Origin of the sequence: Chitinivorax sp. B (assembly GCF_005503445.1) — a bacterium.
GTDB lineage: Bacteria > Pseudomonadota > Gammaproteobacteria > Burkholderiales > SCOH01 > Chitinivorax.
Map to the genome: position 1 here is coordinate 138,715 of NZ_SCOH01000006.1, position 13,910 is coordinate 152,624.

General features: G+C 53.7%; 14 protein-coding genes. 11 read left to right on the plus strand and 3 right to left on the minus strand.

What is annotated here, in order from left to right:
• The first annotated feature begins 1 nt into the window (after position 1).
• The 6 genes from tmk (at position 2) to FFS57_RS05905 (ending at position 4,205) form a co-directional block, all read left to right on the plus strand.
• Positions 2 to 610, plus strand: coding sequence for a dTMP kinase (gene tmk, locus FFS57_RS05880; RefSeq protein WP_137936832.1), 609 nt, complete (start codon positions 2 to 4; stop codon positions 608 to 610).
• Positions 607 to 1,605 (plus strand): DNA polymerase III subunit delta', encoded by a 999-nt coding sequence (gene holB, locus FFS57_RS05885; protein WP_137936833.1) that lies wholly within the window; start codon positions 607 to 609, stop codon positions 1,603 to 1,605. The genes tmk and holB overlap by 4 nt, the downstream gene beginning before the upstream one ends.
• 5 nt (positions 1,606 to 1,610) lie before the next feature.
• Positions 1,611 to 1,982 carry a PilZ domain-containing protein gene (locus FFS57_RS05890; protein WP_137936834.1) on the plus strand — a complete coding sequence of 124 codons (372 nt, stop codon included), beginning with the start codon at positions 1,611 to 1,613 and terminating at the stop codon, positions 1,980 to 1,982.
• A 108-nt stretch (positions 1,983 to 2,090) separates the two neighbouring features.
• Positions 2,091 to 2,864, plus strand: a complete 774-nt coding sequence (locus FFS57_RS05895; protein WP_137936835.1) for a TatD family hydrolase — start codon at positions 2,091 to 2,093, stop codon at positions 2,862 to 2,864.
• 2 nt (positions 2,865 to 2,866) lie between these two features.
• Entirely contained in the window at positions 2,867 to 3,625 is a 759-nt protein-coding gene (locus FFS57_RS05900) for an MBL fold metallo-hydrolase (RefSeq protein WP_137936836.1), read from the plus strand.
• An 88-nt stretch (positions 3,626 to 3,713) separates the two neighbouring features.
• A complete protein-coding gene (locus FFS57_RS05905; protein ID WP_137936837.1) occupies positions 3,714 to 4,205 on the plus strand; it encodes a bactofilin family protein in 492 nt (163 codons plus the stop codon).
• Between the two features lie 53 nt (positions 4,206 to 4,258).
• On the opposite strand, the gene FFS57_RS05910 is transcribed toward FFS57_RS05905, so the two are convergent.
• Positions 4,259 to 7,231 carry a glycosyl hydrolase gene (locus tag FFS57_RS05910; RefSeq protein ID WP_137936838.1) on the minus strand — a complete coding sequence of 991 codons (2,973 nt, stop codon included), beginning with the start codon at positions 7,229 to 7,231 and terminating at the stop codon, positions 4,259 to 4,261.
• 398 nt (positions 7,232 to 7,629) lie between these two features.
• On the opposite strand from FFS57_RS05910, the gene FFS57_RS05915 reads away from it, so the two are divergent.
• The gene (locus FFS57_RS05915) at positions 7,630 to 8,958 is read left to right on the plus strand and encodes an NAD(P)/FAD-dependent oxidoreductase (RefSeq protein ID WP_249383909.1); all 1,329 of its coding nucleotides are present in this window, start codon (positions 7,630 to 7,632) and stop codon (positions 8,956 to 8,958) included.
• 142 nt (positions 8,959 to 9,100) lie between these two features.
• Positions 9,101 to 9,316 carry a hypothetical protein gene (locus FFS57_RS05920; RefSeq protein WP_137936840.1) on the plus strand — a complete coding sequence of 72 codons (216 nt, stop codon included), beginning with the start codon at positions 9,101 to 9,103 and terminating at the stop codon, positions 9,314 to 9,316.
• Positions 9,317 to 9,340: 24 nt separating this feature from the next.
• On the opposite strand, the gene FFS57_RS05925 is transcribed toward FFS57_RS05920, so the two are convergent.
• Entirely contained in the window at positions 9,341 to 9,559 is a 219-nt protein-coding gene (locus FFS57_RS05925) for a dodecin (RefSeq protein ID WP_137936841.1), read from the minus strand.
• A gap of 124 nt (positions 9,560 to 9,683) precedes the next feature.
• Here FFS57_RS05925 and FFS57_RS05930 point away from each other — a divergent pair, with 124 nt between their 5' ends.
• The 3 genes from FFS57_RS05930 to FFS57_RS05940 all read left to right on the plus strand — a co-directional run bounded on the left by FFS57_RS05930 (position 9,684) and on the right by FFS57_RS05940 (position 12,893).
• The gene (locus FFS57_RS05930) at positions 9,684 to 10,427 is read left to right on the plus strand and encodes a metallophosphoesterase family protein (protein ID WP_137936842.1); all 744 of its coding nucleotides are present in this window, start codon (positions 9,684 to 9,686) and stop codon (positions 10,425 to 10,427) included.
• Positions 10,428 to 10,429: 2 nt separating this feature from the next.
• Positions 10,430 to 11,896 carry a bifunctional serine/threonine-protein kinase/universal stress protein gene (locus tag FFS57_RS05935; RefSeq protein ID WP_137936843.1) on the plus strand — a complete coding sequence of 489 codons (1,467 nt, stop codon included), beginning with the start codon at positions 10,430 to 10,432 and terminating at the stop codon, positions 11,894 to 11,896.
• Positions 11,897 to 12,113: 217 nt separating this feature from the next.
• Positions 12,114 to 12,893: a ferredoxin--NADP reductase gene (locus FFS57_RS05940; RefSeq protein ID WP_137936844.1), complete on the plus strand. Its 780-nt coding sequence runs from the start codon at positions 12,114 to 12,116 to the stop codon at positions 12,891 to 12,893.
• A 75-nt stretch (positions 12,894 to 12,968) separates the two neighbouring features.
• Here the strand turns inward: FFS57_RS05940 and FFS57_RS05945 are convergent, their stop codons facing one another.
• A complete protein-coding gene (locus tag FFS57_RS05945) occupies positions 12,969 to 13,775 on the minus strand; it encodes an iron-containing redox enzyme family protein (RefSeq protein ID WP_249383910.1) in 807 nt (268 codons plus the stop codon).
• Between the last annotated feature and the right edge of the window lie 135 nt (positions 13,776 to 13,910).

The window sequence follows — 13,910 nt, forward strand, 5'->3', positions numbered from 1 at the left end:
CATGACCGCACGTTTCATCTCTCTCGAAGGCATCGATGGTGCCGGTAAAAGCACGCACTTGGCCTGGTTGACGCACTGGCTGCACATCCATGATATTCAACACACAGTAACCCGTGAGCCAGGCGGCACACCACTGGGTGAAAAGTTACGCACACTGCTGCTGAACGAGCCCATGCACCTGGAAACTGAAGCACTGTTGATGTTCGCGGCCCGCCGCGAGCATCTGGATAAGGTCATCCAGCCTAGCCTGGCGAGTGGCAAATGGGTTGTGTCCGATCGTTTCACCGATGCAAGTTTTGCCTATCAGGGTGGAGGACGCGGCCTGAATGACCATAAATTGAGCGAGTTGGAACAATGGATTGGCGGCATTCAGCCAGATCTGACCTTGCTGTTTGACGTGCCACTGGCAGTCAGCCAGGCACGCATGGCCAACTCCCGTCAGTTGGACCGTTTCGAACAGGAGGCCAGCGACTTCCACGCCCGCGTACGCGCCGCCTACCTGGCCCGGGCTCAAGCCCAGCCCCATCGCTTTCGCGTGGTAGATGCCAGTCGTGACCTGTCTGCCATTCAGGCCGAGCTGGAACAGATCATGAAGGCCTTTGTCGCATGAACGCCTTCCCCTGGCATGCCGAACAATGGCAACAATTGAACACCATTCGCAGTCGCTGGCCACATGCCTTGCTGCTGGCTGGTCAACAAGGCATCGGCAAGGTCGCATTTGCTCGACATCTGGCGGCATCGCTGCTGTGCGAGCAAATCGAGCCCGACCATCAGCCATGCGGACGCTGTGAATCCTGCCACTGGTTGGCCAATGGCAATCACCCTGATTTCCGTGAGTTGACCCTCCTGGACGATGAAGACAGCGATGCTGACGAAGGCAAATCCAAAAAAGCGCCAACACAGATCAACATCAAACAGGTTCGGGAGTTGACTGACTTCGTCAATGTCACCTCACATCGCCAGGGCTCGCGCATCACATTATTGCATCCGGCTGAAGCCATGAATGCCGCCGCCGCCAATGCCTTGCTCAAAACACTGGAAGAACCTCCGTCTGGTGCGTTGTTTATCCTGGTCACACATCAGCCGCAGCGTCTGCTGCCGACCATCCGCAGCCGCTGCCGTGTATTCAACCTGCCAACGCCGCAACCTGCTGAAGCCGCTGCCTGGCTGACCGGACAGGGGGTGGCCGAAGCCGATCAGGTATTGGCACAAGCGGGTTATGCACCACTGCTTGCCCTGGATCTGGCCGATCCGGCATTGCAAGCCGATCGCAAAGCGCTGACTGCAGCGCTGGCCGACCCTTTCCGCCTTGATCCATTACAAATGGCGGATACCTGGCAGAAGACAGATATGCTGCGTATGGTAGATTGGTTGCAAAAATGGCACTATGACCTGCTAAGCTGTCAATTATCCGGCATAATTCGCTACCATCCAGAACGCCGGCAGGATATTGAACGACTGGCCAGGCCAGCCGACCCGCTACGTTTGAACGAATTCGGCAAGCAATTGGTGGATGCCCGGCGCCTCGCCCATCATCCGCTCAATCCCAAGCTTGTGCTGGAACAACTGTTTTTTGCCTATACCGATACGCTGAAGAAGCAATAACAACTATGGCTGAAGAATCCAAACCCTCTGCAGCAGCCGCCCGCGCGGGCGTACTCTCGCTGAGCATCAAAGAAAAATCGGCGCTGCATGCCGCTTACATGGTCTTCGTACAAGGCGGTGGCATTTTCATCCCGACTTCCCGTCAATACAAGATCGGTGACGAAGTGTTCATGCTGTTGACACTGATGGATGATCCCAACCGCCTTGCCGTTGCTGGCAAGGTCGTCTGGATCACGCCCGCCGGTGCACAGAACAACCGTACCCAGGGCATCGGCGTGCAGTTCACGCAGAATGAAAACGGCATTGCCGCCCGTAACAAGATCGAATCACTGTTGGGTAGTGCGCTGCAATCGAATCGCCCCACTCACACAATGTGATCATTTCACGTATCATCAAGCCGTTGCCTGCATTGTTGTCGGCAACGGCTTTTTTGCTTTCACGCGGCTACTCACCGAATCCATCCAACATGATTTACAAGCAAGCCCATGCAATTTATTGATTCACACTGCCATATCAACTTCCCTGATTTGGCTGTTCAAGCCGACCTGCTCTTACAGCAGATGGAACAAAACCAGGTCAGTCACGCCCTGTGTGTGTCGGTCAACCTGCCAGATCTGCCCAGCGTATTGGCCATGGCAGAACGTTATCCGAACATCTACGCGTCGGTTGGCGTCCATCCGGATTATGAGGACACCCCTGAACCCTCAGTCGAACAACTGGTCGAACTGGCCCAACACCCCAAAGTCATCGCCATCGGTGAAACCGGCCTGGATTACTATCGCTTGGAAGGTGATCTGGAATGGCAGCGTGAGCGGTTCCGCACCCATATCCGTGCGGCCCGTGCCTGTGGCAAACCGCTGATCATTCATACCCGCTCAGCTTCGGACGACACGCTTCGCATCATGCAGGAAGAACGAGCTGGCGACATCGGGGGCGTCATGCACTGCTTCACCGAAAGTTGGGTTGTGGCCGAAGCCGCCATGGCACAAAACTTCTACATCTCGTTTTCGGGCATTGTCACATTCAAGAATGCTGTCGAGCTGAAAGATGTCGCGCAACGCGTGCCACTGGATCGCATGTTGATCGAGACCGATTCACCCTATCTGGCGCCAGTCCCGTTCCGGGGCAAGATGAATCACCCGGCATTGGTCAAACATGTGGCCGAGCACATTGCCAACCTGCGTGGCACCAGCGTTGCGGCGATTGCCGAGGCCACCACAGCCAACTTCTTTCAACTGTTCAAGGCAGCGAGGCAATAAAGGTGGAGATCACCCTGCTTGGCACCGGTTCCAGTGCGGGTACCCCGGTCATCGGTTGCGAATGTGGTACTTGCACTTCGCCTGATCCACGCAACAAGCGCACCCGAGCCTCGGCGCTACTGCAAGTCAATGGCTTCAACCTGTTGATTGACACCGGACCGGATTTGCGTCTGCAAGCGCTACGGGAAAACTTCAAACGCGTTGATGCCGTGTTGTATACCCATCCCCATGCCGACCACCTGAATGGCATCGATGACCTGCGTGCGTTCTGTTACCACCAGCGGGCTGCCATCCCGATCTATGGCAATCCGTTCACTATTGATGACATCCGCAACCGTTTCGCCTATTGTTTCTTTCCGCCAGGGCGGTTCTGGGACAAACCCATACTGGACCCACGCCCCGTCGAAGGACCATTCGAGTTCCAAGGTGTCCAGATCATCCCTATCCCGCTTGTACATGGACGCTGGATCATCAACGGCTATCGAATCGGCAATGTCGCCTACCTGACCGATTTGAACGAGATACCGGATTCATCCTGGGCATTACTGCATGGGTTGGATGTGCTACTACTGGACTGCCTGAAAGAACAGCCCTACCCCAGCCATTTTGGTGTTGACCAGGCCATCGACCATGCCCAGCGCATCGGCGCCGCGCAAACCTATCTGATCCACATGACGCATGATCTGGAATATCACGCCTTGCAACAACGACTGCCAGGCAACATCGCTGTGGGATACGATGGCTTACGCATCAACGTGTAGACTACACTCATGGATTCTCCCCTTCCCGCCCCTTGGGAAAGGCCATCCAGCTTGACAGCTTTTTTATACTTCCACCCCACTCGACGCCATGAATCACATCACTTTCGACGACTTTGACACTTGGTGCAAAACCCAGCCCGAATTCATTCGCACCCACGCATTCTTCAACGAAGCCGAATACTTTGAAGAAGAAGGCGCGCGTTTTTTCAAAGGGGACTACCACACAGATCTACTGAGTGTCTCGCCTTGCGTAGTCGTCGAAGGCAATCTCACTACCGATACCTTTACTTGGGACTATGATTGCGGCCTGCTGGTTGTCACTGGCAATTTGCACTGCAAACATTTCCAGCTTCCGGTCTGGGCTGTCATCGGTGGCAATTTGCACGCAGAGACAGTCCAGATCAATTCATGTTGCGATTTTGCATTACATGTCGGTGGTGATCTGATTGCACAATCCGTGATTGAGGATGGCCACTGCATTGAAGTTGTCGGCGATATCCGCGCAGCAGTGATCGAATCACGGGTCAATCACATTTCCACACGGGGGGTGACGCTTCCCCGGGTTGGGCTTACGGACTGACCAGATATGCGGAACAACCATGCGACCCCATCTCACCGGCCGCATGGTATGTATCAATTGACGATCACGGATTGCCAGTCAGTATCGATCGCCCCGCCACCCTGCTTACCAATAGTGAAGAAGTACTTCACCGAATCGCCAGCCTTTAACCCAGCTGATGACCATACCTGCATGCCACTGCCAGCCTGCATCCGGTAATTCATCTGGCCCTGGTTGTTGATCACAAAATGGACATCCGCCCAAGGGACATCCTTGACGTGGAACTGCAATACGCCCTGCCCCGTCTGGGTCACCCCATAGGGTGGCACAGGCGTTGGAGTGGTACTGGAAACCAGCTTGAACTGCTGCTTGACCGCACCGGTACAATTCGCCTGGGTTAACGGCACACCATCGCCGTTGCCATTCACTTCCAGACACAGATTGCTATGCCGGGCACGAATGACGTAATGAATACCCGTTGCCTTGAAGATGAATTGCTGGTGCAGGCCGCCATTGCTGTCCCATTGCAGCAATGGCGCGCCCGACGTGGTCTTGCGACCTTCCACATCCCATACCTTGCCACTATTGGCATTCGTCAATCGATAGATACGATCGGCAGCAGCAGTAATATGAAATGTCTGGGCGGCTGTACCATTGCACGTCCATTGCTGTACTTTGGTGCCATTCACCTTGCTGGCCCCGATAACATCGATACATTTGTCGGTTGCCGCGATTTTCAGCACGTAACCACCTTCCGCGACCGGGTCACCACTGGATGGCGGCTGAACGTTACCATCGCTAGTGGCAAACTGCCTTGGCGGCACACTCAGGATTTTGCCGTCGCTGAATGTCACGGTTTTGGTGGCGTCACTGGCATTGAATGCTGCATAGGCCCGCTTACCACTACGACTCTTGAAGACCGCATACAATGGCGTATTGGCGGTGACACTCAGATCAGGTTGTCCGTAATTGGCCAGACTTTGCAACCAGTGGTAGGTGTGGGCACGGGTTTCTCCCCCTTCCACTGGCACACTGTCATTCCATAGCGATAAGGCGGCAGCACCATCGTACAGCGCGTAGTAGTTCAACAAAATATCGCGCCAGGTATCACGGGATGGCAATTGTGCACCGCGTGCCTTGGCCGCATCATACTCGCGATAAGCCGCATCAAAATTACGTTTCACGAAATCGGGTTTCGTCGCCAGATAAAATGACCCGTTGGTCAACGGCAGCATGTTGATACCATGTACTTCCAGTGGGTCATCCGTCCAAAACGTGGTATGGACATACTTGTCGCCCCAGATCATCGAACTTTCAAGGTTTGGGTAGTCAGGCGCAAACACACGCTTGTCCAAATCAAACCAGTAATTGTTGATGGCCTGCATCTCGGTGGTGTACATGTAAATGCCGGCATCGCGGACAGCCTTGTTACCCGTCGCCTCACCCCACAGAATCATACCCGCCCAGGCATTCATGGCTTCCGAAGAAGATTCCTGATTGTTGCCGTCGCCAAATGGCACAGTACCGGATGCCCAGGCATGGCCTTCATACGGGTCAAAGTTGCGTAGGAACGGGAACTGCGCATCCGCCTGATTGCTATTGGCAAAATCGCGGATCAGCAAATTGACCATGCCACCCCACTGATTGGGCGACGCCCAGGCCGGGTCACGCAGTGCGATATGGGCTGCCGCATTCACCCAATAGCCATAATGGAAATGGTGATCGTTCAATTCAGGTCCTGAACCATATTCTTCCGGATAGCCGATCAGGGCTCCCCACCGTCGGTCATAGTGAAAATAGTTGCGATTGCTGTTGTCATTCGACTTGAACCAGTCTTGCAGCTTGTTTTTCAACACCCCCATGAAGTCATTGGCCTTGACCGGATCACCCTGTTGGTCAGCGGCCAACATCAATGTCGACATTTTGGCCAGATTCTTGCCCAGCCAGTACGTTCCTGGATCACCCAACATCTCATCGCGTCGGGCGTGTTCGACCGCAACATAATCTGCCAAGCGCTTGCGCTGGTTGGCATCAGTCAGCGGAGGCATGATGGGGAGGACACCAGTAAAGGCATAACGTGTCTGGAATTGCTTGCCAGCTACCAGCTTGAGCCTGCCACGAATGGTGTCGTACTGATAAGCCAATATGTTGGGCACACCCGCACCATTCCCCCATTGATGAGGATACAGCCCGAAAAGCGTGCCACGATCGGCGCCTTCCTTTAGTTGTGTCGTGGCACTGAATGTCGTGATGACTTGGCTACTGGCCTCGTCATAACGCCAATCCACCTTGGTATCGGTAACAAAATTGTAGGCAAAGTTGCGAAACTCGTTGATGGTGGTGGTGCTTGCTTCAGGCAAAGCCGCTATCGAGAAGTAGCGGGCTCCCTCCGGCAGCCGTACCGTCAATTGCGGGTCAGGAAAGCCCGTCACGCTTGCACCATTAGGCAAAAAGATGGCAAACGGCTTGCCATGAATCTTCACACCGACCGTCTTCGCATCCCGATAGAAAAACTCATGTGGCCCCATGGCCGAGAGTTTCACATCGCCACTACTGACCTGGTAGTAGCTAAACGGGCTACCTTTGACAATGGTCGCTTTCATTTGCTGCTGGTCATTCCCCATCACCAGATCTACTGACCAATGTCCGACCTTGTCCGCCCTCGCATCCTGCGGGGTGAAACCCAGCGGAAACACATTCAGGGCGGGTGTGTGCGGGTACAGAATATCCTTCTCGCCATCAGGCTGGCCCACGACCAATTTATTATTGACACCGATTTCAAAACCACTCGACTTGGCTTGATAAGACACCGGATGCGTAAACAAAGGGTGCGACCATTGACTGGTAATCAATGACGACTCCCAGCCATTACTGGGGATAGCACCTTTCATGCTTGGCGTCACAAACAGTTGCCGTGGTGGCAGCTTTTCGGTACCCACTTTCAAAGTATCGCTGTAGCTACCCATCCCCAGTGGGATGTCAGCAGCTTGGGCAGCACCGGCGACAGCCAGTACGCAGAGACTCAGACAGAACAAGGGGTGTTTCATAATGTAGTCACTCCGTTTTTGGACATACTGGCAACCTGACGCCGATTAACCGTATCTTGAGTGAAAGGCGCAGCCCAGCCCATTGCATATAGTGTCTTTCACCCGTTGAAATACCAGTCAGATCAACAATGTAAACGTTATCATAGTAATTGCCATTAGCATATCAACACTCACAAAACTGAACCAACGGCACCTCTAAAGCGATGAACGGTCACTGAGTTCAAGGGATTCGGCATCTGCATGTCATGTCGAACATCGGCTTCTGATTGCACAACCATTCCTGATGGAATCGCTTCACCTGTGGTTCTATCTGGCTTGTAACATTCCCATATCCAATACTCGGCCCACGTTCTATAATGGCGGACGATTGCTGCATTGCAGCATTTGGAGAAGAAAACGTGACTCACCCTGGAGAACAAGCGTTACATCGGATTGTCATCGTGGGCGGTGGTGCCGGCGGACTGGAATTGGCAGTACGGCTAGGTGACAAACTGGGCAAAAAGAAAAAAGCAGAAATCGTACTGGTGGATGCTGCGCGCACCCACTTATGGAAGCCCCTTCTTCATCAAGTAGCTGCCGGCACATTGGATAGCCACGCCGACGAGCTTGAATACCTTGCGCTGGCCCGATGGCACCATTTCACCTTCCGCTTGGGCCGCATGGATGGCCTGGCTCGCGACAAACGCGAAATCTACCTTGCCCCTACCCTGGACGAGTACGGCGACGAACTACTCCCTCGCCAAGCGATCCCCTATGACACCCTGGTCATCGCCTTGGGCAGTCAAACCAACGACTTCAACACACCCGGTGCCAGCGAGCATGCCATCATGCTTGATTCTTCAGCAGCCGCTGAGCGTTTTCATACCAAGTTGATCAATGCTTGTATCCGTGCCCAGGCCGCAAAGTTGGCTGCCGGTGAAGGACGCCTGACTGTGACCATTATTGGCGGCGGGGCCACCGGCGTGGAGCTGTCAGCTGAGCTCCACATGACCACACGCATCCTCAGCAGCTTCGGCTTTGCCAATATCCACCCTGAGAAGGACCTCAAGATCGCGATCGTCGACGCCGCCCCTCGTCTGTTATCCATGCTTCCTGAACGGGTATCAGCCGCTGTGGCGCTCGAGTTGCGCAAGATCGATGTGGAAATCCATGCCAATGAGCGCGTGGTAGAGGTATCGTCACAAGGTGTTCGCATGGCCAGTGGCAAATTCATTCCCAGCGGCCTGGTGGTATGGGCGGCTGGCATCAAGGCGCCAGACTTCCTGAAAGACATTGATGGCTTGGAAACCAATCGACTCAATCAACTTGTGGTGGATGCCAGTCTTCAATCCACGCGGGACCCGAATATTTTTGCCATGGGCGACTGTGCAGCCTGTTCACAAGGTGAAGGCAAGCCATTGGTGCCGCCTCGCGCCCAGGCAGCCCACCAGCAAGCCTCCATGATGGTGAAAACATTGACCAACCGGTTGATGGGCAAACCATTGCCCACGTTCCGGTATCACGACCATGGCTCATTGGTATCACTGGGGGAGTACAGTACCGTGGGATCTTTGATGGGGGGATTGACCCAAGGCAGCCTGTTCATCGAGGGTTTGTTCGCCAAGATCATGTACTGGTCACTCTATAAAAAGCACCAGATTGCAATCAACGGGTGGTTCCGTACTTGGCTGGCCACCTGGGCCGAAACAATTGCACGGGTACGCAATCCACGCATCAAATTGCATTGATTGCAGGAACTTAATCAAACCTGCCCAACTCTAAGAGAAGTTATCCCTGGCCAATGGTTTGGGTTGATTCATACCCGTCCCATGGTCGTCTTGGCCGGCCTACCCAACAATGGGATAGCCGGCCGATCAGAAGGAGAATGGCATGGCCTATATCCTCACCCAAGTCAATGAGCAGTCCGCACAAGACGCGCTTGCCGAATTCGACCCCGTCATTTGCGCCCTGCATGGCGACCATCCGTGCGAATCCGCACAGGAAGTCGCCGATGCCATGGCCAGATCCGCTCAAACCTGGGAGCAGTTTGCAAGAGCACACGATGATGCCGGCTCAGCCAGCTGGGTGCATGTCATGGATAGCTGACTACTCCACCTCGGCCAGCAACGCTTACGCACCACTATCTTCGACGCGAAAGCCTACTTTCAATGTAACTTGCCAGTGGGCAATCTGACCGTTGATGATGTGACCGCGTGTCTCGGTCACCTCGAACCAATCGAGGTGGGTGAGGGTACTTGACGCCTTTGCAATCGCATTTCGGATTGCATCATCCGTTCCTTTATCTGACGACCCCACCAGCTCTACCAGTTTGTAGACATGTCCACTCATTGCCGTCTCCTCGGTTCAGTCATATTCCATTTGACCACTCCTTCAGCATAGCAGGCCACCAAACCGCACCAAGACAAGGTTTTCAGGCGTACAATCAATTCTGATATCAATCTGTTGCCATGCCATGCGCCTTGCCTTGCTTGCTGACCTGCATGCAAACCAGGAAGCCCTGGTAGCCTGCCTTGCCCATGCAAAGCAATGTGGTGCGGAACACTATGTTTTTCTGGGAGATCTGGTCGGCTATGGCGCAAACCCTGCCTGGGTGGTTGAACGTGTGATGGCATACGCCACAGATGGTGCCATTGTCATCCAGGGCAATCATGATCATGCCGTTGCCCACCATGCATATTCCACCATGCAAAGCGATGCTGCCTTGGCAGTGACCTGGACACAGACTCAGCTTCAACCTGACCATTTGGCGTTTCTGGCAAATCTTCCACTACAACATGAGGACATAGACTGCCTGTTTGTGCACGCCAATGCATGGGCACCAGGTGATTGGGCCTACATTCACAGCTGCAATGAAGCCACACACAGCCTCAAAGCCACTCGTTGCCGCTATACCTTTTGTGGACACGTCCACCCACCCTCGCTTTTCCATATGGGCAGCAGCGAACGTGCATTCTGTCATGTCCCAACGCCTGAAGTTGCCATTCCACTAAGTCAGTTACGTCGCTGGCTCTGCATCGTCGGCTCAGTCGGACAGCCAAGAGACGGAAATCCCGCCGCCTGTTACGCATTGTTTGACTTGTCGCAAGCCACACTGACCTATCACCGCATACCCTATGATCATATGACGGCGGCCCGCAAGGTTATCGCGGCTGGGCTGCCCGAAAGACTGGCACACAGACTGATCACTGGAACTTAGGTATGGCCCCTGTTACCCCGGTTGCGGGCATGACAATCGACGGTTTTCGATTGAAACACAAATTGCACCAAGGCGGTATGGCCACCATCTGGCAAGTGACACATCCCGATTTCGAACTGCCATTGGTCATGAAAGTCCCACGCATCCACCCCGATGACGATCCAACCGGCATTGTCGGGTTTGAAGTAGAGCAAATGATTTTGCCACGGCTGAATGGCTCGCATGTACCACGCTGTGTTGCTGAGGGTGATTTCGCGCACCAGCCTTATATCGTAATGGAATATTTGGGCGACAACGCACTATCCACACACCTGCATGCCCTGCCTTTGTCAATCGATGAAGTAGCCGACATGGGGCGACGAATTGCCGATGGCTTGCACTGCCTTCACCAGCAGCACGTCATTCACCTTGACATCAAACCCAGTAACATACTGCTCCGGGACAATAGTGACGTCGTATTCGTGGATTTTGGCCTGGCCCGCCATGATCATCTTCCAGACCTACTGGCCGAGGAATTCAATCTCCCACTGGGGACCGGGCCTTATATATCACCTGAACAGGTATTGCGCGTGCGCAATGACCCACGCAGCGATCTGTTTGCGCTAGGTGTGATCCTGTATTACCTGACCACCGGCCAACAGCCATTTGGCTTCCCAACCACCATACCGGGTTTGAAACGTCGGCTATATCGCGATCCGATTCCTCCTGTGATACTGAATCCACAGTGCCCACCTTGGCTACAGGAAATCATTCTGCGCTGTCTGGCTATTGACCCGGCACAGCGTTGGGCCACTGCTGCGGAGTTGGCCCTAATGCTTGCCAATCCCGCTCAGGTTCCACTCAGCCTACTGGCTGAAAAGCGGCAAAGTGATTCGCTGGGCATTGTCGCCAAGCGTTGGTTCCGTTCATTGGGAGCCGAGGCATCGGCTGGGCAGTCTGCCGAAAATCAAGTGGAGCATGCACCAATCCTGATGGTAGCAGTCGATCTATCGCCAGGTATGATTGAGCTGGCGGATCGATTACGTCATACCACACGGCGTATTCTGGAGATCGAACCCGGCGCCCGCCTAGCCTGCGTTACTGTTGTCAAATCCCACCGCTTGTCTTTGGATCTGAATGAAGACGAACATGGTCAGAACCTGCATGTCCAGCGTCTGATCGAACTCAAACATTGGGCTCATCCACTTGAGTTAGGGGTCAATCGCATTACGTTTCATGTCCTGAGCCACCCTGACCCTGCCGCCGCATTGATCGACTATGCCCGACAATCCCATGTCGACCATATTGTGATGGGCGCGCGTGGTGGCCGAGGCGCAATGCTCTGTCACTGTTGTAAGAACCCTGATGCAGGAACCCCCTCCGTTATCGGACAACACCCTGCTGCCGGAGTGTCCTTGATACAAGACTGGCACGACCGACTTTCCGCTCGAACTGAACCTAGGGCATCACCCGGTTGCCAAACAAATTGATGCAACGCAAAATATCGGGCATCACAATGTTGTAGTGTTACGCTGACAAGGCTTTGCACTATCGATTTTGCAAATATCAAATATCAGTATTACGCGATAAATCCGATGAAATTACTGGTAAAATAACTACAAGTTCTTGAATGTGATCAACGTTATAAGCGAAGGTAACAATCTTATAGCCGGTCACCTGTACAACCCTTTTTGACCGAGTCGAGTCATGTCTGCTTCCTACTTTACCGAGCGCGTCCTGAGTGTCCACCACTGGAATGACACGTTGTTTAGTTTCAAGACCACCCGCGATCAGGGCTTGCGTTTTCATAACGGTCATTTCGTGATGATCGGCCTGGAAGTGGAAGGCCGGCCACTGATGCGCGCTTACAGCATTGCCAGCCCTAATTATGAAGAACATATGGAGTTCTTCTCGATCAAGGTGCAAAATGGCCCGTTGACTTCACGCCTTCAGCATTTGAAGGAGGGTGATCAGATACTGGTCAGCCGCAAACCCACCGGCACGTTGGTACTTGACGACCTGCGCCCCGGCAAGCATTTGTACTTGTTTGGCACTGGCACTGGCTTGGCACCGTTCATGAGCATTATCCAGGACCCGGAAACCTATGAACGCTACGAAAAGGTCATCCTGTTCCATGGTGTGCGCATGGTCAGCGAACTGGCCTATTCCGACTTCATTACCAAAGAACTGCCTAAAAACGAATTCTTCGGTGAAGGCGTCAAGGAAAAACTGATTTACTATCCAGCTGTGACCCGGGAGTCCTTCCAGAATCAAGGCCGACTGGGCGATCTGGTCGATTCAGGCAAACTATTTGAAGACATCGGCTTACCGCCACTGAACCCTGAAGTCGACCGCGCCATGATCTGCGGCAGCCCCAGTATGCTGAAAGACACTTGTGCAATGCTCGACAAGCGTGGCTTCAAGGTATCACCTCGTGTTGGTGAGCCAGGTGACTATGTCATCGAACGTGCGTTTGTTGAAAAATAAGTCGTACCTGCGCGAGCTAACACCATGGAACGGCCCACTCAGACTGGGCCGTTTTGCTTGGTACCATTACCTGGATCAGTATCCCTGCCATACCGTCCGCTTCGCCAGCCTACCATCAAGATCGAATACCGGTACTGCCGTCATGCCAATCCACGAGTGCAGCATGGCCGCCCACAGCGTAATCCCTTCCAATGCCTTGGCAATCAACACCTCCCGCCTGGCTGCACTTGATGTAGCTGAAATGTGCTCCAGCCCCATGATGCTGTGATGCTCGTCCGCTTCCACATGGATATTGAAATACTCATCCCCCACGCCCAGTCGGTGCATCTTGGGTGCAACCGCCTTGAAGAAATCATTCGAGCAGCGCTCAATCCCGCAGTTCAACGCAACCAACCACTTATCCCGATCCTGCTCCACCGCCATCTGATAGGCCAAATTGACGCACGCATTGGTTTCTGGTGTTGTAATGACCTTCCCGATATCGTCAGCCTCACACAGTAATCGGTGTTGCAGCATCCAGCGCATCAACAATTGGTGATGTGTTGCTTCACCAAATGCATGCCCAGCATAAAATGGCATCATGTGATTTTCCGAAAGTGGGGTCAGCCCCAGCATCAATCCCATGACTTTTGGAAACGTAGCCGAATGATGGTACAGCTGGCAGGCACAGCCTTTGAAATCCTGTGCGGCGGTCATGCGCTCTACAAAGTCGAAGAATGGCATCTGCCGGACATATTCACTGGCCCGATGAATAGGCCCGACGATCCAGTGATATCGGTCAGCAATCTCCACGAGCCGTTCTGCTGAGACCAGTTGATAGTTTGCTTCCAGATTCATCACCGGCGCCGATCGGGTTGATTGACCGGCAGAAATGGCTGACATGACTGACTCCTTCCACTTAATTGATTTGGTTTCGTTACGGTCTTGTTATCGTCATACATTGATTCGAAATGGTACGTGACCTTTGTGTCCGGCCAAGTTCACCATTGCTTTATCAATACCCAATGACATCAATAT